Annotated in this window: 15 protein-coding genes and 1 other annotated feature; of the genes, 1 reads left to right on the plus strand and 14 read right to left on the minus strand. The window is 28.7% G+C overall.

Features of this window, described 5'->3' with window-relative positions; genetic code table 11:
• Nucleotides 1-57: 57 nt before the first annotated feature.
• The 11 genes from JW646_RS02710 to JW646_RS02760 form a co-directional block, all read right to left on the minus strand.
• Nucleotides 58-909 carry a patatin-like phospholipase family protein gene (locus tag JW646_RS02710; protein WP_206924766.1) on the minus strand — a complete coding sequence of 284 codons (852 nt, stop codon included), beginning with the start codon at nt 907-909 and terminating at the stop codon, nt 58-60.
• Between the two features lie 101 nt (nt 910-1,010).
• Nucleotides 1,011-2,684, minus strand: a complete 1,674-nt coding sequence (cspC, locus tag JW646_RS02715; RefSeq protein ID WP_228416493.1) for a bile acid germinant receptor pseudoprotease CspC — start codon at nt 2,682-2,684, stop codon at nt 1,011-1,013.
• A gap of 11 nt (nt 2,685-2,695) precedes the next feature.
• Entirely contained in the window at nt 2,696-4,801 is a 2,106-nt protein-coding gene (locus JW646_RS02720) for a S8 family peptidase (RefSeq protein WP_228416495.1), read from the minus strand.
• An 86-nt stretch (nt 4,802-4,887) separates the two neighbouring features.
• Nucleotides 4,888-6,993: a S8 family peptidase gene (locus JW646_RS02725; RefSeq protein ID WP_228416497.1), complete on the minus strand. Its 2,106-nt coding sequence runs from the start codon at nt 6,991-6,993 to the stop codon at nt 4,888-4,890.
• A 71-nt stretch (nt 6,994-7,064) separates the two neighbouring features.
• On the minus strand, nt 7,065-9,170 hold the full coding sequence (locus JW646_RS02730) for a S8 family peptidase (RefSeq protein WP_228417364.1): 2,106 nt from the start codon (nt 9,168-9,170) through the stop codon (nt 7,065-7,067).
• Between the two features lie 88 nt (nt 9,171-9,258).
• Nucleotides 9,259-10,656 (minus strand): asparagine--tRNA ligase, encoded by a 1,398-nt coding sequence (gene asnS, locus JW646_RS02735; RefSeq protein ID WP_228416499.1) that lies wholly within the window; start codon nt 10,654-10,656, stop codon nt 9,259-9,261.
• A 197-nt stretch (nt 10,657-10,853) separates the two neighbouring features.
• Nucleotides 10,854-11,100 (minus strand) — a binding site (T-box leader).
• A 165-nt stretch (nt 11,101-11,265) separates the two neighbouring features.
• Entirely contained in the window at nt 11,266-11,481 is a 216-nt protein-coding gene (locus JW646_RS02740; protein WP_148557835.1) for a CDIF630_02480 family spore surface protein, read from the minus strand.
• A gap of 83 nt (nt 11,482-11,564) precedes the next feature.
• Nucleotides 11,565-13,289 carry a bile acid germinant receptor pseudoprotease CspC gene (cspC, locus tag JW646_RS02745; RefSeq protein ID WP_331478078.1) on the minus strand — a complete coding sequence of 575 codons (1,725 nt, stop codon included), beginning with the start codon at nt 13,287-13,289 and terminating at the stop codon, nt 11,565-11,567.
• A complete protein-coding gene (gene cspBA / locus JW646_RS02750; protein ID WP_228416501.1) occupies nt 13,286-16,600 on the minus strand; it encodes a bifunctional germination protease/germinant receptor pseudoprotease CspBA in 3,315 nt (1,104 codons plus the stop codon). Before cspBA ends, cspC (JW646_RS02745) begins: the two co-directional genes overlap by 4 nt.
• Before the next feature lie 111 nt (nt 16,601-16,711).
• The gene (locus JW646_RS02755) at nt 16,712-16,921 is read right to left on the minus strand and encodes a hypothetical protein (protein ID WP_228416503.1); all 210 of its coding nucleotides are present in this window, start codon (nt 16,919-16,921) and stop codon (nt 16,712-16,714) included.
• Between the two features lie 66 nt (nt 16,922-16,987).
• Nucleotides 16,988-18,316: an Ig-like domain-containing protein gene (locus JW646_RS02760; RefSeq protein ID WP_228416505.1), complete on the minus strand. Its 1,329-nt coding sequence runs from the start codon at nt 18,314-18,316 to the stop codon at nt 16,988-16,990.
• A gap of 347 nt (nt 18,317-18,663) precedes the next feature.
• On the opposite strand from JW646_RS02760, the gene JW646_RS02765 reads away from it, so the two are divergent.
• Nucleotides 18,664-19,713, plus strand: a complete 1,050-nt coding sequence (locus tag JW646_RS02765; protein ID WP_228416507.1) for a PTS transporter subunit IIC — start codon at nt 18,664-18,666, stop codon at nt 19,711-19,713.
• 108 nt (nt 19,714-19,821) lie between these two features.
• On the opposite strand, the gene JW646_RS02770 is transcribed toward JW646_RS02765, so the two are convergent.
• From JW646_RS02770 to JW646_RS02780, 3 genes are all read right to left on the minus strand, one after another.
• On the minus strand, nt 19,822-20,889 hold the full coding sequence (locus tag JW646_RS02770) for a DUF6398 domain-containing protein (protein WP_074918285.1): 1,068 nt from the start codon (nt 20,887-20,889) through the stop codon (nt 19,822-19,824).
• Between the two features lie 164 nt (nt 20,890-21,053).
• A complete protein-coding gene (locus JW646_RS02775; RefSeq protein WP_074918287.1) occupies nt 21,054-21,398 on the minus strand; it encodes a cupin domain-containing protein in 345 nt (114 codons plus the stop codon).
• Nucleotides 21,399-21,526: 128 nt separating this feature from the next.
• Nucleotides 21,527-22,639 carry a peptidylprolyl isomerase gene (locus JW646_RS02780; protein ID WP_228416509.1) on the minus strand — a complete coding sequence of 371 codons (1,113 nt, stop codon included), beginning with the start codon at nt 22,637-22,639 and terminating at the stop codon, nt 21,527-21,529.
• Nucleotides 22,640-22,746: the final 107 nt, after the last annotated feature.

Genomic DNA, 22,746 nt, shown 5'->3' on the forward strand with positions numbered 1-22,746 from the left:
ATATGTGATAAGGATGTATGTTTAACAAAAAAATAAAAAGCACTTAATAAGTGCTTTTTATTTTTCCTTTATAAATTTTATTAAATCTTCATAACATTCTTTTGCATCATTGTAACCTTCATTGTAAAGAGCTTTTAACTTTGTCTTATCTTTTTCCACTCTACTAATACTAACTGGACCTTTTGGTTGTATTACAAAAACTTTGCCACTTTTTCTTTTTTCTTCAATAAAATCTATGGTTTCATTATACATTTTATACCTGTTTTCAATTGATTTTACTAAGTTTGGATATTTTTTATATTTCATTTTAAATAAATGTAAAAAACCAGCTTTAGTCTTTCTATAAGTCTTATCTCTCGTTAATATTACTACATTTTTTATATGATTATCTTCTATAGATTTTTTTATTGGGATAGAATCACTAATACCTCCATCTAAGTATTTTCCCCCATTTATTTCTACAATTCTAGAAAGTAATGGTAAGGAGCTAGATGCCCTAACAGCAATTATGTCTTTTTTCATATCCTTTATTTTTACATATTCAGCTTTTCCAGTTTTACAATTTGTAATAACTGAATAAAAGTTTCCTTTGAATTTATTAAAAGTATCATAGTCATATAATACTAATTCATTTGGAACTATGTCATAAAGCATTTTTGCTCCAAACATATCCCCTGTTTTGATCAAGCTATTAATACTACAATACCTTTTATCATTTATATAATCTAAGATTACTTTCAATGATCTTCCTATTTGTTTTGAGTAATAACTAGCTGCATGACAAGCACCTGCTGATACGGCATAGCAATCTTCAAAATATAAGTCTTTTTCCATAAAAAAATCTAACACACCGGCAGTGTATACACCTCTCATTCCTCCACCTTCAATTACAAGCCCACTATTAATCATCTACTCCATTCACTCCTTAAATTTTCTTCTATAGTTAATATAATTCTTTATATTAATCTAGTCAAATAATTTACATATTTAAACTGAATAAAGTAATTTAATTATAAAAGATTTGCAATGGCTTCTATAGTACTTTTCAGATCTAAATTTCCATAACCATAAGATTCATTGGGATAAATGTATATATTTTGTTTTTCTGCACCTAACATTAAAAAAGTTTTTAAAACTTTTGTTGTCATACGACTTTTTTCAAATGCTCCTTGTGTTCCTACGTATTCCATAATTATAGCTAGTGATCCACAAACCAAAGAACTGCTAACACCCGTTCCTGTAGATGTAGTATAAGATTTGTTTATAAATGTGGATATTAGATCTACTCCAGGAGCTACTATATCTGGATTTATTTGTCTTCCATCTTCTCTACTACCTTTAGAAGAACCTACCCATAGGCTAGAAGTTTTACTGTCATAAGCTCCAACTGTAATTACATTTTCTCCAAATCCATATTTAGTTATTGTGGAAAATGAGTTTGGATCTATAAACCTAGTATTACTTGAAATTAAGTTTTTATTAGGAAGATAAATATGAAACTCTTTGCTTATAGTAAATTCCGGATATAGTCTTAAAGTCCAAATACCTGGTTTAATATTGTCTAAAAGTATTCTCAACATTTGATTTCCAGTAAAAAAATACGGATATGTTATTCTCATAGTATAAGTTGTATTTTCTAAATTTAATTTACCATGATAAATATAATTATCTGGTGCGTAAGTTACCCTAAAGCTTAATTCTCCTGATGGAGATATAATCATTGCGCCAATCTTATCTGGACCTACCCCTAATACGCTTATATCCAAAGCTTTTTGTTCTCCAACTTGTATTTTTACATCACTATAAGATTCATTAATAAAATTTCCTTTATAATGAATATCCGTATTTCCTTCATTTCCTGCACCTGATACAAGTATAGTATTTGAAGTACTTAAATCAGTAAAAGTATCTAAATAAGTAGTTAAATTTCCTGATGAAGTTTTAGCTCCTACTGTTAAATTTATTATTATACTCTTATTTTCTTTTTCTGCTACATTTAAAACATACTTTATTGCCGCTAAAAAATCTGTATCAACATAATTTTTTATACCTACTTTAAATCTATCTTCATATTCTCTAAGTTTAACAACTACTAATTCACTATTAACTGCCACACCTGAATAATCAGGATTTAAATTTCCCCTTCCACTGCATATTCCTGCTGCAATAGTGCCTGTACCTACCTCGTCTTGTGTCAAGTTATCATTATTTTCTTCAATTGCTCTATTTATATCTTCTCTTGTAAATTCACTTCCAAATATTCCTCCCTTTGGAGGAGATTTTTTATTGCTACTTTGGTCCCATATAGATACTATCTTGCTAGTATTATCACTATTTATAAAATCAGGATGAAGATAATCTATTCCAGAATCTATTATAGCTATTAGTATACCTTTACCACTAGATGTTATATAGGGATTTTTATTAATGTAATTTATTTGTGAAGCTTCTGATACTGTTTCTCCAATATCTAATCTATTAGTTATATTAATAAGAGAACTCATCTCTTCTTCTCTTGCATAATAAGAAACTTGCGGAATAGTAGCCATTACATTTTCATCAAATGGTTCATCTTCATATACTACTGCCAGCCTATTATTTAATATCATAAAATTAGTTATATTATTTCTAGTTAGGCCATCAGCTATATCCCCAGAGTATATAATAGTATAAGACTTATTCATATATTTCTCACCTACCTTAACTGGTAAAATGCTCCTTTTATATTTAGAAAACCATAGCCTAAATAATTGTTAGGATATGATATAGTATCAATCCTTGTAGCCCCAGCGCTTAAATATGTTCTTATTTGTTGAACATATGCTAATCTAGGATAATTTTCTTTTACAAAATTATTTTGTAACAAATATGCTATACAACCTGATGTATAAGCTGCTGCTGGTGCAGTTCCTGTTATAGTAGCATACCCTCCTCCTGGATATGGTGCTATAATATTTACTCCAGGTGCTACAATATCTGGCTTAAGTAAATTGTTTATAGTATTGCCTCTAGAAGATGATGGCCAAATACTATTATTAAGAGTATTATATGCCCCTACAGTAACATTATCGTTATAGGTTGCAGGATAATTTATTGTTTTATTTGGGTCAGAGTTAGTAAATTTTGTACCTGGTTTCAAAAGTGCACGGTTTGGTAAGTAGGCGTTGTATTCTCCATCTATTATATATTGTCCTGTTAATACTATTTTCCAAATACCCTTTGGCACATTAGTTAAATTAATTATAATTTGTTGCTGTCCAGAAAATAATGTAGGAAATATATATGTAATGGAGTAGATTGTAGATTCCAAATCCAGTATTCCAACTACAGTATTTCCTATAGATACATCTACATCTCTAGTTAATTCACCACTAGGAGATAGCACCGCCGCTCTTGCTATATCTGGTTTGTTAAGCCATATTTCAATATTAATACTTTCTTCAAAATTATTAACTTCCAACTCTATAGTTTTTACATCATTTGTGTATAATAACCTTCCACTATTATGTGTATCAGTATTTCCTTCATTTCCTGCTGCATTTACTAAAGAAACTCCTTTTTCATAAAAAGTCAACTCAGTTAGATCTCTTTGTGATATTCCTACCAGACTATTACTTCCAAATCCAAAGGTTACTACAACTGGCATTTGAAGTTCTCTAGCTTTCTGCTTAATATACTCAAACCCTCCTGTAACCATAGCATCATTATAATTTCCATCAACTTTTCCCATTTTTACTATTACTAACTCTGCATCTTCAGCAACACCTACATAGTTTTTATTTACTTTTCCCATTCCAGCACATATACCAGCTAGCATTGTTCCACTACCCTCATCATCAACTGATAATGAACTATCATTATTTAGTATTGCATTATTTATATCTTCTCTAGTATATTCACTTCCGATAAAAAATCCTTCTGGAGGTTTGCCATCTTTACTTTGATCCCACAGTGATACAATTTTTGTTGTGTTGTCGTCATATATAAAATCTGGATGCAAGTAATCTATTCCTGTATCAATTAAACCAATCAATACTCCTTTTCCACTTAAAGATATATTGGGATTATTTTTAAAAAAGTTTACTCCTATTTCTTCATTTGCAGTTACTCCATTTGAGATTCCCTGTGAGATAATTGAAAGGGAGTTATATCTTACAAGATTTAGCATTCTATCTATACTACTAATAGCTAACACGTTTTTAAATGTTTGTTCAGAATTAATGTCTTGATAATTAACATATGCAAATAATACACCTAGTCTATCACTTATTTTTAAAAACTCATAATTAGGAGCTATTGCTTTTAAATCTTCTTCAAAACCTGGTTTATATAAAACAACAAAATCAGCCTTAGTATTAAAATAGGATGGTAATTGTCTATTTAATTTCATAAGTTTTTTTAAATCATAAAAAGAATTGTAGTAATTAATATAAACATTAACTCCTCCTCTTACTTTTTCCTTACATTCAAATAAAAGTTTCCATTCACCTTCACTAATATTTTCTTTTTCATCAGTTGTTGACAATATAACTCTTATTTTTTTACAGTAACTATTTTCTTTGAATATATAAGTTTCTGCTTTTATCTTCACATTATCTATTTTATTTTTTATAATAGGCATATCATTTGAAACAAATTTGGATCTTTTGTTGTTGGGATTAATAATACATAGTTGAAACTCTTCATTAAAATCTGCATAAATATGAATATCGACTTTCTTTTCTTCTTTTGGAACTTGAAATGATATAATTTTATTTAAATCATTATCAAAATTAATGCTTATCTTTTCAATATTAATCACCTCCTTTAAAAGGCTATATTTATAAATATAAAAATAGCTTATTGTAATTAAATTACAAATATATACTTGCTTTTTTAACTTCTAACTTATCTTAACTGATAGAATGCTCCTTTTATATTTAAAAAACCATAGCCTAAATTACTATTTGGATATGATATATTATCAAGTCTTGTAGCTCCAGCTCTTAAATATGTCCTTATTTTTTGAACAAATGCTAATCTTGGATAATTTTCGTTTACAAGATTGTTTTGTAATAAATATGATATACAACCTGATGTATAAGCTGCTGCTGGTGCAGTTCCTGTTACAGTTGCATACCCGCCTCCTGGATATGGTGCTATAATATTTACTCCAGGAGCTACAATATCTGGCTTAAGTAAATCACTTATGGTATTACCTCTAGAGGATGATGGCCATATACTATTATCAATAGTATTATAGGCCCCTACAGTAACATTATCGTTATACGTTGCAGGATAATTTATTGTTTTATTTGGGTCTGAGTCAGTAAATTTTGTACCTGGTTTTAAAAGTGCTCGATTTGATAAGTAGGCGTTGTATTCTCCATCTATTATATATTCCCCAGTCAGTATTATTTTCCAAATTCCCTTTGGTACATTAGTCAAATTAATTCTAACTTGCTGCTGTCCTGAAAATAATGTAGGAAATATATATGTAATTGAATATATTGTAGATTCCAAATCCAATATTCCAACTACTGTATTATATACACGTACATCTACATCTCTAGTTAATTCACCACTAGGTGATAATACAGCCACTCTTGCTATATCTGGTTTATTAAACCAGATTTCAATATTAATACTTTCTTCAAGTTCATTAACTTCCAATTCTATAGTTTTTACATAGTTTTTGTATAATACCCTTCCACTATTGTGAGTATCAGTATTTCCTTCATTTCCTGCTGCATTTACTAAACAAACCCTTTTTTCATAAAAAGTTAACTCGGTTAAATCTCTTTGTGAAACTCCCAAACGACTATTGCTCCCAAATCCAAAATTCACTACAACTGGCATTTGAAATTTTCTAGCCTGCTCCTTAATATAGTCAAAACCTGCTGTAACCATAGCATTATTATAATTCCCATCAACTTTTCCCATTTTTACTATTATCAACTCTGCATCTTCAGCCACACCTACATAGTTTTTATTTACTTTTCCCATTCCAGCACATATACCAGCTAGCATTGTTCCACTACCCTCATCATCAACTGATAATGAACTATCATTGTTTAATATTGCATTATTTATATCTTCTCTAGTATATTCACTACCAATAAAAAATCCTTTTGGTGGTTTTCCGTCCTTACTTTGATCCCATAGTGATACAATTTTTGTTGTATTATCATCATATATAAAATCTGGATGTAAGTAGTCTATTCCTGTATCAATTAAACCAATTAATACTCCTTTTCCATTTAAAGATATATTGGGATTAGTCTTAAAAAAATTTGCTCCTATTTCTTCATTTGCAGTTACTCCATTGGAGATTCCTTGTGAAATAATTGAAAGGGAGTTGTATCTTACAAGATTTAATGTTCTGTCTATACTACTAATAGCTAATACTTTTTTTAACGTTTCTACAGAATTAATATTTTGATAATTAACATATGCAGATAATACACCTACCCTACCACTTATTTTTAAAAACTCATAATTAGGAGCTATTTCTTTTAAATCTTCTTCAAAACCTGGTTTATATAAAATAACCAAATCATCCTTAGTATTAAAGTAGGATGGCAATTGTCTATTTAATTTCACAAGTTTTTTAAAATCAGAAAATGAACTAGAGCAGTTAATATAAACATGGGTTATTCCTCTTACTTTTTTCTTAAATTCGAATAAAAGTTTCCATTCACCTTCACATATATTTTCTTTTTCATTATTTGCTAATAATGTAATTCTTATTTTTTTGTTGTAACTATTTTTATTAAATAAATAGGTTTCTCCCTTTATTTTCACATTATCTATTTTATTTTTTACAATTTGCACATCATTTGACACATATTTAGATCTTTTGTTATTTGGACTTATAACACATAATTTAAGGTCATCATTAAGATTTACATAAATATAGATATGAACTTTCTTTTCTTCTTTTGGCACTTGAAAGGAAATAGTTTTATTTAAATCATCATTAAAATTAATGCTTATCTTTTTTATATTAACCACCCCCTCTAGAAGTCTCTATTAATATATAACTGATTATTACTAAATAATAATATGCTCTTATAATTTTTTACCTACCTTAACTGATAAAATGCTCCTTTTATATTTAGCAAACCATAGCCTAAATAATTGTTAGGATATGATATAGTATCAATCCTTGTAGCCCCAGCGCTTAAATATGTTCTTATTTGTTGAACAAATGATAATCTAGGATAGTTTTCCTTTACAAAATTATTTTGCAATAAAAACGCTATACATCCTGATGTATAGGCTGCAGCTGGTGCAGTTCCTGTTACAGTGGCATATCCACCTCCTGGATATGGGGCAATAATATTTACACCAGGCGCTACAATATCTGGATTTTGTAGATTATTTATTGTATTACCTCTAGAAGATGATGGCCAGATACTATTATCAATAGTATTATAGGCACCCACAGTAATATTATCATTATACGTTGCAGGAAAATTTATTGTTTTATTTGGGTCTGAGTTAGTAAATTTTGTACCTGGTTTTAAAAGTACACGGTTTGGTAAGTAAGCATTATATTCTCCATCTATTATATACTCTCCAGTTAATATTATTTTCCAAATACCCTTTGGTACATTAGTTAAATTAATTATAATTTGTTGTTGTCCTGAAAATAATGTAGGAAATATATATGTAATTGAGTAAATTGTAGATTCCAAATCCAATATTCCAACTATAGTATCCGAAATAGACACATCAACATCCCTAGTTAATTCACCACTAGGTGCTAATACAGCGGCTCTTGCTATATCTGGTTTGTTAAGCCATATTTCAATACTAATACTCTCTTCAAAATTATTAACTTCCAACTCTATAGTTTTTACATCATTATTGTATAATAACCTCCCACTATTATGTGTCTCTGTATTTCCTTCATTTCCTGCTGCATTTACTAAAGAAACTCCTTTTTCGTAAAAAGTCAACTCGGTTAAATCTCTTTCTGATATTCCTAAAAGACTGTTACTTCCAAATCCAAGATTAACTACAAGTGGCTTTTGAAGTTCTCTAGCTTTTTGTTTAATATAATCAAACCCTGCAGACGACATTGCATTGTTATAATTTCCATCAACTTTTCTCATTTTTACTATTATTAACTCTGCACCTTCAGCCACACCTACATAGTTTTTATTTACTTTTCCCATTCCAGCACAAATTCCTGCCAACATGGTTCCACTACCTTCATCGTCAACTGATAATGAACTATCATTATTTAGTATTGCATTGTTTATATCTTCTCTAGTATATTCACTACCAATAAAAAATCCATCTGGAGGTTTGCCATCTTTACTTTGATCCCACAATGCTGCAATTTTTGTTGTATTATCATCATATATAAAATCTGGATGTAAGTAGTCTATTCCTGTATCAATTAATCCAATCAATACTCCTTCTCCACTTAAAGATATATTGGGATTAGTCTTAAAATAATTTACGCCTACTTCTTCATTTGCAGTTACTCCATTGGAGATTCCTTGAGAAATAATTGAAAGAGAGTTATATATTAATAAGTTTTTAATTGTATCCACAGTATCAATAGACAATATGTTTCTAAAGGTTTCTACAGAATCAATATCTTGAAAATTCACATATGCAAATAATATGCCTAAATTGTTACTTATTTTAAAAAACTCGTAATTAGGAGCTATTTCTTTTAAATCTTCTTCAAAACCTGGTTTATATAAAATAGCTAAATCCGACTTAGTATTAAAATACTGTGGCACCTGTCTATTTAATTTCTTAAGTTTATTTAAATCATAATAATAACTGAAGTAATCTATATACACATTAATTATCCCTCTTACTTTTTCCTTAGGTTTAAATAAAAGTTTCCATTTACCTTCACATATGTTTTCTTCCCCATCATTTGCTAATAATGTAATTCTTATTTTTTTGTGGTAACTATTTTCATTAAATATATAAGTCTCTCCCTTTATTCTAACATTATCTATTTTATTTTTTACAATTGGCATATCATTTGAAATGTATTTAGATCTTTTGTTATTTGGATTTATAACACATACTTTAAAGTCCTCATTAAAATTTACATAAATATAAATATAAACTTTCCTTTCTTCTTTTGACACTTGAAAGGAAATAGTTTTATTTGAATCATCATCAAAATTAATACTTATCTTTTTTATATTAATCACCTCCTGCAAAAGGCTATATTTATATATATACAAAAAAAGAACTTATTATAATTAAATTATAATAAGTTCTTTTATTTTATTGTTTTAATTAGAATTCACAGTTTTTAGGAGTTCTAGGGAATGGTATAACGTCTCTTATGTTTGATACGCCTGTTAAGTACATTATCATTCTTTCAAATCCTAAACCAAATCCTGAGTGAGTTGCAGTACCGAACTTTCTAAGTTCTAAGTACCACCAGTAGTCCTCTCTATTTAACTTGAATTCGTCGATTCTTTCTAATAATACATCATGTCTTTCTTCTCTTTGAGATCCTCCGATAATTTCTCCAACACCTGGAACTAATAAGTCCATAGCTCTAACTGTTTTTCCATCTTCATTTAATCTCATATAGAATGCTTTTATATCTTTTGGGTAGTCAGTTACAAATACTGGTGCTTTATATATTTGTTCTGTAATGTATCTTTCATGCTCAGTTTGTAAATCTATTCCCCACTCTACTGGATATTCAAATTTTTCTCCACATTCAAGTAATAATTCTACGGCTTTAGTATAAGTTATTCTTATGAAATCAGAGCTTACTATACTTTTTAATCTTTCTAATAATCCTTTATCTACAAATGCATTGAAAAATTCCATTTCTTCTGGACAATGCTCTAATACATAATTGATTATGTATTTTACCATATCTTCAGCAAGTTCCATGTTGTCTTCTAAGTCAGCAAAAGCTATTTCTGGTTCTATCATCCAGAATTCTGAAGCATGTCTTCCTGTATAAGAGTTTTCTGCTCTAAAAGTTGGTCCAAATGTATAAACATTTCTAAATGCAAGTGCCATTATTTCTGCGTTTAATTGTCCTGAAACTGTTAAGTTAGCTTCTTTTCCAAAGAAATCTTCAGAGTAATCTATTTTTCCTTCTTCAGTTTTTGGAACATTATCTAGATCTAGAGTTGTTATTCTAAACATTTCTCCTGCACCTTCACAGTCACTACCTGTTATTATTGGAGAATGAGAGTATACGAAGTTTCTTTCTTGGAAGAATTTATGTACAGCATAAGCTGCCACACTTCTTACTCTAAATACTGCTGAGAACATATTACTTCTTGGTCTTAAGTGAGCAATTGTTCTTAAATATTCAACTGTATGTCTTTTCTTTTGTAAAGGATATGAATTATCAGATTCTCCTTCTAATACTATTTTTGTTGCATGTATTTCAACAGGTTGCTTAGCACCTTCTGTAGCCACTAATTTACCTTCAACTAATACAGAAGAGCTTATTGGTAACTTCCCTATTTCTTTAAAGTTTTCTAATTTATCATCTAGCACAACTTGCATGTTTTTGAAGAATGAACCATCATTTAGTTCTATAAATCCAAAGTTTTTTGATATTCTAGATGTTCTTATCCATCCAGCTATTTTTACATCTTTTTCTATATATTGTTCTTTATCTCTGTAAAGATCTTTTATTTCTATAAAGTTTTTTTGCATAATTTTACCTCCTACTTAAGTATTTTATCTATTTTATTTAAAAATATGCTTTATTAAATTATACATTAATTAAAACAAGAAATTATTATTTAAAAAACTAATTTTTTATTTTTATTGCCTTAATTTCACCTATTTATACAGTTTAAATTAAATACAATAGGTAATAATTAAAATAAAAAAAGCCCTTCATCCTAAATACTTAGGACGAAAGACTATACTTCCGCGGTACCACCTAATTTAACTTTAATCAAGTTCAACTCTACTGATGTACTACTATACATCACCAATATGATAACGGTTTGGTTCCGACTAAATCTACTCTCATAAAAGATTTCTCTTAGTAGCTCGAGGATGTTTTTCATTATATAATCTGTACTGGACTCTCACCATAACCAGCTCGCTTAAACTTCAAAATATAATTACTCTTCCCTTCATAGCATTTATTTTAGTTTATTAATTTTGGTAATTTAAATGATATATTAATTAATAGTTAATGTCAATACGTATTTTCTAAATGTTATTAGAATTTATAAATAGCTGTGGCTAAACTTATGCTTTATTTCAACAAATTAAAATAGGGAGTTATACTCCCTATTTTAATTTATTATTTTAAGTTCTACTACCATTATCTACCCAATCCTTTGCTTCTATTACACTCTCTAAAGAAGGTATGGAAACCTTACTATCTGGATACTCATCATTTTTATCTAGTATCGCTGCTGTATAAGCATTATTCACTGGAGTAGTTGAATATAATCTATCATTGTCTTTTCCACTAAGTTGTCTACTAACTCCATGATTTACGTTGTCTTTTTTTGTCTTCAATTTATGCCTCCTTTATAGACCTTTTTATTATTTTTCACTAAATTTCTATAATAATTCATACTAAATTTTATTTTTTAATAAATTTAATCTATATTTTTAGCAATTTTTATTAAAGTATTTTGATAGTTTAATAGTCCATATCCTTGTGATATATTCGGGTAATTATATAAACTATTTTTTGTTGCCCCAATCATTAAGTATGTTTTTAGTGGTTCGTTATAAAGAGAGTATCTTGGCAAATGACTTTGTTTTAAAATATATTCCATAATTAATGCCAAAATTCCACAAACTATAGAAGAACTTATTCCACTTCCAGTTCCTGTATTATAATTATTATTTAAAAAAGTAGAAATAACATCTACTCCAGAAGCTACAATATCAGGTTTAATTTTATTTTCACCATGAGGTCCTTTTGATGATCCCAGCCACATGGAATTTGTTTTTTCATTGTAAACGCCTACAGTTATTACATATTTTAGAAGTCCAAACCTTGTAATAGTATAAGATGAATCTCCATCTAAGAATCTCGTTGTTGGAGATATAATATTTCTGTTTGGTATATATAAATTGTAATTCCCATTTATAATATGCTCTGGAATAATTCTAATGGTCCAAATACCCGGTTTAATATCTTTTAATTTAATTTTTATAACAGTAGCTCCTGATAACAACCAAGGTAGAATATATTCTATAGAATAATTTGTATTTTCTAAATTGAAGCTGCCATTAATTTTATAATTATCAGGAACATATTCAGATAATTGACTTATTTCCCCTGATGGAGATATAATTGCTACCTTAACTTTATCTGGCCCAAGAAAATTTATAGTTATGTCAATATTTGTACCTTCTCCTTCTTGTAATATAACATCTTGATAATCGTCTTCGTTAAATGATGTACCTTTACTAAATTGACCAGAGTAATGTATATCTGTATTTCCCTCATTTCCTGCACCACTTACAATTACTGTTCCTGATTGAGATAAGTCTGTAAAAGTATTAAGAATTGATAAATTATATATGGATGTGGATGTGGCTCCTACAGAAAAATTAATTATTAAAGGCTTATTTAATTTTTTTGATACTGATATCACATAAGATATAGCTGCCAAAAAATCTGAACTCTCATAATTTATTCTACCTTTACTATACGTGTCTTTGTATTTCCTTAATTTAACTACTATTAACTGAGCATTTGGAGCAATTCCTTTATAAAATTCTTTTACTTTTCCTCCAGATACAATAATTCCAGCTGCTATAGTTCCTGTTCCAATTTCATCTGTACATAAATCTCCATTTTTATCTTTTATTGCTTGGTTTATTTCATCACTTGAGTATTGTGAACCAAAAGTCATACCAATTGGTGGATCTGACTTATCGCTTTCTTGATTCCATATAGATACTATTTTACTAGTACCATCTTCTTTTATAAAATCTGGATGTAGGTAATCTACTCCAGAATCTATTATAGCCACTAAAATACCTTCTCCAGTTAAATTAACATATGGATTGTTAAAAGTGCTTATACCAGAAGCTGTTAAAATATCTACTCCTTCTTTCAAATCATTTGTAATATTAATCAGTGTACTCATGGGTACGGATTCCTCCCACCAATCTATTACATCTATATTATTAAGTTTTTTTGAATCATAATCTGTAGGTGTATAAATAATTCCCGCTTGGTTATTTAAAGGTATAAAGTTATCTATACCATTATCTTTTAGACTCTTTTTAACTTCTTCTATTGGTAATCGATATAGTATAATATATGAATCTTCCTTTATTCTAATTTGATATTCACCTCCTATCTAAATTGTTCAAATGTCCCTCTAACATTTAATATGCCGTGTCCTCCTATATTATTTGGATATATTGTGCCTTCATTTCTTCTTGCACCTAGTTGTAAAAATGCTTTAACATTAGGTATGAACCCTTGTTTTGGATATTTATTGTCTACTATTGTATACTGATAAAATAAGGCACAGGCTCCACTTACATAAGCTGATGAAGCTGCTGTTCCTGTTAATTTACCATAAGTATTATTTGGATATGGTCCAATAATATTTACTCCAGGAGCTATAATATCCGGATTTAATTCATCTTGTATATTGGGACCTCTAGATGATGGTGGCCATATATTATTATTTTGCAAATCATACGCTCCTACTGATACAAGATAATCTTGTATTGCTGGAAAGTTAACTGTATAAAATGGATCTGAACTTGAGAAATTTGTTCCCTCATTTAAAAAAACCTTATTATCCATATAGATATTGTATTTACCACTTATTATAAAAGATCCTGTCAATCTTATCTTCCATGTACCTCTTGTCACATTATGAAAAATAATTTGAACTAATTGTTGACCTGAAAAAATAGTTGGGTAAACATAACTTATAAAATATTTAGTGTTCTCAAAATTAAACTCTCCATCAACTGTTATATAATACCCAACTGAAATATCTTTGCTTTCTTCTCCACTTGGAGATATAATTTTTGCATTAATTTCATCTGGCCTATTCACCCATATATAAACTTGCAAAATAGGTTCAGTCTTTGTTACTTCAAACTCAATATCCTTACTTTCTCCCGAATTATTAATTTTTCCAGTAACATGAGTTCTAGTATTAGCTTCATTTCCCATAGCTGCTACCTCACAATACCCTTTTATCAAATTTAATTCATTTTCTACTATTCCACTTATATATCCAGCTTGTAAAATATTACCTACAGAATCGTTCATTATTATAGGTTTTTTAAGTTCTCTGGCTTTAGCAATCGCATATTGTCTTGCTATATAAAAGTATGCATTATTTGTAAAACCTTCTTTTGTTTTCAATTTTACTATTACTAACTCTGCCTGGGGTGCCACACCCTCGTATTCTTTTTTCACTTTCCCAAGACCTGCGCATATGCCACTAATTAGCGTTCCGCTACCTGTTTCATCCTTTGTTAAGCTACCATCCTTAGACGCTATAGCTTTATTAATATCTTCTTTTGTATATTCCGTTCCTATATAGAATCCCTTTGGAGGACTACCCTCTTTTGTTTGGTCCCATATATAGGCAATTTTACTAGTCCCATCATCGTATATAAAATCCTCATGTAAATAATCTATACCTGAATCTGCTACACAAATAAGCACACCTCTTCCTGTAATATCCATATTAGGATTGTTTTTTATAAAATTAACACCTATTTCCTCATTTGCATTTATTCCTCCTGTTTCTCCTGGTGATGGCTTGCCCATTGGCTCCATACTTAATACATTTGTTGTTCTAACTGTACCTTCAGATTCAAATAATTCTAATAAAGCATCTTCATTAACTTTAAAAGTATTCAAAATACCTGTATTTTCCGATAGCTTTGTAAATTCATCTTCCAGTCCCATACTTTTTAATTTATCAACGAATCCTTTTTTTATAACAAGAAAAGTGCTATAAGTTGTGTCATTTACTCTAGTATTAATGTTATCTACATTTTTACTGTTTCTAAATAAATTATCTATTTCATTATCTTTATAAGATTTTAGTGTTACATTTCTCATGTCTAAAAAACCATATCCAAGTTCATTTGATGGATAATACTGTCCTTCTATCCTTCTTGCATTCTCTAATAATAGTGCTTTTGATCGCTGTGAATATAAAAATAAATCATTTCTTTGTACTATTCCCCACTCCATTAACAATGCACACACTCCTGTTACATGTGGAGTTGCCATACTTGTTCCCGTAAGTACCCCTGTAGTTCCACCAGGAAAAAAGGATAAAATATTTTCTCCAGGCGCCAATATATCTGGTTTATAAATTCCTAAACTTACATCTCCTCTTCCAGAAAAAACTGATACTGTATCAGTTCTAGAGTCAAAACTCCCTACAGTTATAACCCTAGTCGCCGTTCCTGGAACTGTTACTGTTAATATATTACTTGGAGAGAGAAATCTTGTATCTGGGCTTATACCTTCTGATGTTGGTAAATACAAGTCGATTTGCCCATTAGCTATTTTTATAGGTTTAAATCTAAGTATCCATATTCCAGAATTTATACCTTGTTCAATTGATGTAGACAATAATCTTATAGTGACTCTTCTAGCAAGAGAGTATGGTTCTATAGGATAAAAAATACCTGTAACTTTTGTATTTCCCATTGTATTATTTAAGTTGGGATTATCTATTGATAAAGCCTGAGACGATTGATTTGATGGGCTTATCACTGTTATAGAAAAATCATCCATAAAATCCGGCCAAATATTTATGTTAATAATCATTTCATTTTCTCCAATAACAACTTCTACATCTTGTTCTAAATTTTCTGTAAGCTGAATTCTTTTATGCCCTCCTTTATTTGCATTATTACCTGCTGCAACTACTATATTATTTTTCCAAAATAAGCATTGATCATCAATATATTGTTCAAATAATGATATCCCTCTATGAGAACCTTCATTACTACCATAACTAATATTTATGGCTACCGGTCTTGTTAATTCAAGTGCTTTATCTAAAATAAATTTAATCGCTCTCATAAACTCCGTACTTTTAGAATAGTAATCTGTCTGTCGATTCCCAACTCTAACAAAAATTATATCCGCATCATTTGCAATACTTGCAGCTATTCCTGATACATGAGTACCATGGGTTGCTGTTATTGATATGGGGATATCTTTCGTCCCATCTATTGCTTCATTTATATCTTCATTTGTATATATAGACCCCGATTTAAATCCCTCTGGTGGTGTTCCTTTAATAGATTGATCCCACAAGTATAATATCTTTGATTTTCCACTAGCATCCCGAAAAATAGGAAGAGTATAATCTATGCCAGAATCAATAATTCCTAAAATTGTACCTTTTCCAGTTAATCTTGTTCTTATTTTAAAACCTATTATACCTGTACTAGAAAAACTTTGTACATCTTGTGTTTCTAATATAAATGGTTTCTCCACGTATTCTATTTCACTATAATTTAATAATTCATCAAATTTACTTGGATTATCGGCTATTATTATGGCATAAGTAGGGCTTAATATTTCAACATCCACTCCTAGTTCCTCTTCTAGTTTTAAGATATCACCATTATATTTAACAACTACTTCATAATCTATATTAATCACCTCCATTATAAGCAAATAAAATTCTATATTAATTATATTAGTTACTATAGATATTTATGATGGTTGAAGGTTTTAATTCATGAAAAAAGCCCCATATAAAATGGGACTTAAAGTCTCTTACTGATGAGTATCTTCAATTTTTTTACTTAACCTACCCATCATATTTTTAGAAAAATTTGAGATCTCTTTTGGAACACATTTTGACTCAGCTAATAAGCAATATAACTCTAAGGCTCTTTTATAATCTCTCTTTCCAGCATAAGCCTTATATGCTTCTTCTGCAAGATTTTTAGATATCTCATTAATTCTCTTAGCTCTTCTTTCCAATATAATTCTCTCCTAAATTATTCTTTTTACTAATATATATTAGAATATCTATATATTATGAATAAATTAAGTTTGATCCTTAGGTAATTCTTCTTTTTCATCCTCAGTTTCATCCGCATCTTCTTCATCTTTTATAATAGTATCTTTTATACTCTCTATATTACTTGGCTTAGATGTTCCTTCTTCATTTCTTCCAACTACGTATATTTCATATGCTATCTCCTCAATGTCTTCATCTAATTCTATGTTTATCATAATATTTGAGTTTTTTAGAAAAGATTCTTGAGTTATAGATTTATATAATTCAAATTTCGAGTCACCTTTAATATCATCTTTGATATAAATATCATAATTTGTAGCACCATTTAAAATATCCCAACTTAAAGCGATTTTAAGCTTATTATCTTCAATAATATATTTAGAATACAAATTTCTTACCATACTATTTTCTAAAGTTCCTTCTTTTACATTTATTGTTACTACTTCGATTCTTTTATTTTCTCCTTCTCCACAGCTTATGGTTATTTTTTCACTGCCTTGTCTTATACCAACTATAGTTCCATCATCTTCAAAAGTTACTGCCCTTTCAACAGGAAGTTTAGATTGAGAAAATTTATATGAAGTTTTTGGTGGAGTTAAATTTTTAGGCGCAGTTATTATTTTAGGTTTTAACTTTATTGCTTCTCCTACTGCTATATCAAAACTATTATTTATTTCAATACCTTTAAGTCTAGCTACAATATTATATCTTCTTGCCTCAACCTTATCCTTTGATTTTGCGTATACTGTTGCTTTTCCAACTCCAACAGCTTTAATTTTGTTATTAATTACTTTTAATACATTTTCATTTGAACTTTCATAAGTTACATTATATGAATTATTAAATTCTTTGTAGTCTACCTCTACAGAACTACTAATCTCTGCTTCATCACCAACGTACTTTAATGTACCATCCACAGATACATTTAAATCTTCTATAGACGGGTCCACAACCCTAATAGTTGCCTTTTGCAATACTCGAGAATTTTGCATAATTGCCACGGAGGTATAACCAGTTTTTAACGCTTTTAATATTACTGTATTTTTTTCTTTATTACTATTGTTTTTAAGTTTTATTGTTTTTGTATTGTCTAAAATAGTAAACTTTATATTTGGATCTTTTGCATAGCCTGGAATTTTAATATAATCTCCTGCTGATAATACTACGTTATCTCCAAGTTTAACTACATATTTATCTATATCTTGTATATACTCTCCCTCTATTATCTTGATGTTTACACCTTTAATCATAGGAGGTATCTCTCCAGACTTAAAAAGATAATACTGAACAAAAAATAACAAAGGAAGAAGTACTACTATGAATATAATTTTTTTATCTTTATCAACTTTTTTCATCTCCATCCTCCTTAAATCAATGTTATTTAATCATACTAATATATCCTAATATAATATTTTTATTTACTATTATAATTATTTATATCTATTATAAATTCCTGTAATATTTATAATAAATATTATTTCAAAATGATTCAAATTATCTTATTAAATCTCACTATTTTTCATTTATAATTTATTATAAATTATAACAATTATCTTCTTTTTCTTCTATAGTTCAATTATTATCATTATTGCAATTTTTAAAACTTAATATTTTTATGTTAAATTATTAATAATATTTGTATATAAAAATAAAACTAATTATAATATTTATAAAAGTAATTATTGTTGAAAGGAGTTTTATAATGGAGAAATTTGAAAATAGGCGAAACCTAAAACAATTCGCTAAAGATAAAAATATAGAAATATCTGTACAAAGATATTTAATTGATGCCTTAAGCTATATGGCTCTTGGACTTTTTGCTTCATTATTAATTGGTACTATTTTTAATACTTTAGGAGATAGGTTTGGAATAAGTTTATTTACAGATATAATAAATCCACTAGCTAAACAAGTTACAGGTCCTGCAATTGCTGTTGCTATTGCCTACGGACTTCAAGCACCTCCTTTGGTTATGTTTTCTTGTGCCTTAGTCGGTGCTTGTGGAAATGAGTTAGGCGGACCTGTAGGAGCTTTTGTAGCCACTATATTTGCAGTTGAGTTTGGTAAAATTGTTTCTAAGGAAACAAAAATTGATATACTTGTAACTCCAGCAGTGACTATTATAATTGGTGTTTTAGTTGCACAGTTTACTGGTCCTGCCGTATCTGCATTTATGACCACATTTGGAAACCTAATTATGAAAGCAACAGAAATGCAACCTATATTTATGGGAGCTTTAGTGGCTGTATTAGTTGGAATTGCTCTAACCTTGCCAATAAGCAGCGCAGCCATTTGTATAATGTTAGAACTTAGCGGACTAGCTGGTGGTGCTGCGACAGTTGGTTGTTGTTGCCAAATGGTTGGTTTTGCAGTAATGAGCTATAAAGAAAATGGCATGGGTGGCTTGTTTGCACAAGGAATAGGAACTTCTATGTTACAAATGTCAAATATAATAAAGAATTGGAAAATTTGGATACCTCCAACATTAGCATCTGCTATTATTGGACCTTTGTCTACTACAGTATTTAAAATGGAGAATATTCCTATAGGTTCTGGTATGGGTACTTGTGGCTTAGTTGGTCAATTTGGTACTGTTACAGCTATGGAAGCTGCAGGAAAAGGTGGTTCTATGATGTGGATAGGAATTTTGCTTCTTCATTTTATTTTGCCAGCTATCTTAACTCTTACTATAGCCAAGTTTATGAGAAGTAAAAATTTAATAAAACCTGGAGATTTAAAACTTGATATATAAAATTTCCTTCGCTTATGCGTCAACAACTTCGTTTATTGCTTAAAATTCACTTCTCTTATGGGCAAGTCACATATTAGTATAAAAAAATAAGGCTGTATAAACACAGCCTTATTTTTTTAATACATTTTTTAATAACCAATCTATAGATCCTTTAGTTTTTTTCCATAAATTTATTGACTCTTCACAATAGAAGTTTGCTTCGTTAAATAATACAGGGTTTATATATACTCCTGACATTTGCATAAAAGCAGTCCATTTTATTAATTTTAATGCTATATACTTATTTGTATTTACTGCATCTTTTAATGCATCTTTTGCCATAAATATATTATTGTTTTTATAATAATACAAAGTTTTACTGTATAACCATATTGCAGTTTTATCATCTTTATATCTTGCAAATAAATCATTTATTTCTTTTCTATCATTTTTATCTATAAGCATATTTATTAATTTGTATCTTATACCTTGATGATCTTGTGGATTTAAATTTAATAATAATTCATATACTCTCTTAGCCGAATCATAGTCTTTGTTATTATTAAATAAATTTCCTAAATCTTGTAAAGCTATCATATATGGTTTTGTTATTTCATCTTCCCAATATATAACTTCACCATTATTTTCAATCATTTCAACTGCAACTTTTATGGCATTTTCAAAGTTTTCAACTTTTTCTTTTAACTCACTAGATTCATGAGCTAATTGCATAAAATGTTGATACACTTTTAGTTTTTCGTCTTTAACTTCTTCAACTTGTGATTCAGCTGTTACAGCAACTTCTTTTTTAGCTACTATTTCTTTTTCTTCTACATTATCAGTCGCATCATTTGCAGAAGATATTATTACTCTTACATCATTTTCTTGTAAGTTTAAGATTTCTTTAACAGTCTCAGCTTTATTTTTTATCGTTCCTGCTGATACTCCTATTTTTTGAGAAAAATCTTTCTTCGTCATGTACATTGAATGTTTTTTGTTAAATACTCCGTTCATATCTAACACTATGTTTAATATAGAAGCAGCCCATATATCAGTTCTTGAAGTCTCTAATATTTCTCCATTTGCATCTTCTAGTATGTCTAGGATTTCCGTACTCTTTTGTGTAAAATCTTTATTTAAGTTTTCATTTGAGAAATCCATTATTATATCTTTTATTTGTGATTTCGTATTGCTCATTTAAATCCTCCATATTACATTAAAATAACACTATTTACTATTATAACATTTTTTTCAAAAATGTATATTTAAACTTTAAAAATGTTTAATATATGATAATAAAATGTTACAGGTTAAATTTTAATTTGTAATAAAAAACTCTAGGATTATCCTAGAGTTTTTTATTACTCATTTATTACAACAGCTATAAATTCTAAATCTTCATTACCTATATTTTCTATGCAGTGTTTGTTTCCATCAGCAGTGTATATTACATCACCTTCATTTACTTCTACAAACTCATCATTATCTAAAACTTTTCCTTTACCCTTTGTTATGTAATAAATCTCAAAGTCATCTATATGGTCATGCATTCCTATAGAATTTCCTACTGGTATGGTTATTTTTGAAAATAATTTTGCCTTTCCCCTTAAGTTGTCACCTTCAACTATAAATTCTCTTTTAACTAATCCCTTTCCATCTTTTAAATTAGATTCATCTGTTCTAATTTGCGATTTTCTTATTATCATATAAAAACCCCCCTCTTTATAATACACACATAAATAATACCAAAATTATTAGTTTTTATCAATAAAAGCTCCTTCATAAAAGGAGCCTTAATTATCTTAGCTATTTTTCATAATTTTAAATATTAATATTACATATTTACTTTAACATCATATTTTTCTAAAGCATCTTCTAATAGTGTACTTTGCTTATCATTACTTAAAGTTTCTAATAGAGATTCTTTTACATCATCAAAATCACTATATTTTTCACCAGTCTTTTTAATAATATGATATCCATAATTAGTTTCCACTACCTTAGGGTAAATTTCATTAGTTTTTAAAGAAAATGCTGCTTCTTCAAAGTTATCATCCATTTTTCCTTTGCTAAAATATCCTAAATCACCACCCTTACTAGAATTATAAGAGTCATTAGAATATTCAAGTGCTAAATCATCAAAATTTTCTCCCTTTAGGGCTCTTTTAAGTAGTTTTTCTGCTAATTCTTTATTTGCTTTCTTTTTATCATCGCTTAATTCTTTTCCATTTTCATCGTAATTACTAATTAAGATATGAGATGCTCTTATTTGGAAGAAATCCTTTTTATTATTGCTATAATAATTTTTAGCTTCTTTTTCACTTACTTTAGAGTTTTTTTGTAGATAGGTCGTTGCTATCATTTCTTTTTTTAAACTTTCTTTCATATAGTCTTTAGTAAGATTAAACTTACTTAAATACGCATCCTCTGTCAAGTTAAATGATGATTCAATTGATGACATATTTTTAGAATAGTTACTATTAACCTCATCATCTGTTACTGTAACCTTTGCTTCTGTTCCAGCTTTGTATAATGCTTCTAAGTTTGTCATATAATTTATTGTACTTGCTTCTTGAGATTCAATTTCTTCATTTGATAATTTCTTTAATCCTTGGTAATAGAAATAGGGTTCCATTCTTTTTGCAAAATCTGCTCCTGTTATCTTAACATCTCCAACAGTTGCTAATACTTGTGATTTATTATAGGATTTATGAGTAGCAGGTAAAGTTCTTCCCATATCAATTCCTACATAAAAACCTGCTCCCATACCTATAATTGCTACAAATAAAATAATTAGTATTGCCTTACCTCTTTTACCTCCTATGTATTTTTTTAGTTTACTTTGCTTTTCTTCACTATTTTCTTTATGTGAATGATCTACAGTCTCATCTGCAGTTTCTAAAAAATCAATGATTTCACTTTCTTTATTTGGTTTATCTTGAGACATTTGGATCCTCCTAAATTTATTTCTTATTTATATATTACAACATATAATATTTTTTGTGTGAATACAAATGGAAAGTAACATGAAATTTATATGAATTTTGAAATATA

The organism is Terrisporobacter hibernicus (genome assembly GCF_020809405.1).
GTDB classification, from domain to species: Bacteria; Bacillota; Clostridia; order Peptostreptococcales; family Peptostreptococcaceae; genus Terrisporobacter; species Terrisporobacter petrolearius.

Coding starts and splice junctions, on each gene's coding strand:
- JW646_RS02775 (WP_074918287.1), bottom strand. CDS start 21,398: ATGATAATAAGAAAATCGCAAATTAGAACAGATGAATCTAATTTAAAA.
- JW646_RS02770 (WP_074918285.1), bottom strand. CDS start 20,889: ATGAGCAATACGAAATCACAAATAAAAGATATAATAATGGATTTCTCA.
- JW646_RS02710 (WP_206924766.1), bottom strand. CDS start 909: ATGATTAATAGTGGGCTTGTAATTGAAGGTGGAGGAATGAGAGGTGTA.
- asnS (WP_228416499.1), bottom strand. CDS start 10,656: ATGCAAAAAAACTTTATAGAAATAAAAGATCTTTACAGAGATAAAGAA.
- JW646_RS02760 (WP_228416505.1), bottom strand. CDS start 18,316: ATGAAAAAAGTTGATAAAGATAAAAAAATTATATTCATAGTAGTACTT.
- JW646_RS02765 (WP_228416507.1), top strand. CDS start 18,664: ATGGAGAAATTTGAAAATAGGCGAAACCTAAAACAATTCGCTAAAGAT.
- cspC (WP_228416493.1), bottom strand. CDS start 2,684: ATGAATAAGTCTTATACTATTATATACTCTGGGGATATAGCTGATGGC.
- JW646_RS02780 (WP_228416509.1), bottom strand. CDS start 22,639: ATGTCTCAAGATAAACCAAATAAAGAAAGTGAAATCATTGATTTTTTA.
- cspBA (WP_228416501.1), bottom strand. CDS start 16,600: ATGGAGGTGATTAATATAGATTATGAAGTAGTTGTTAAATATAATGGT.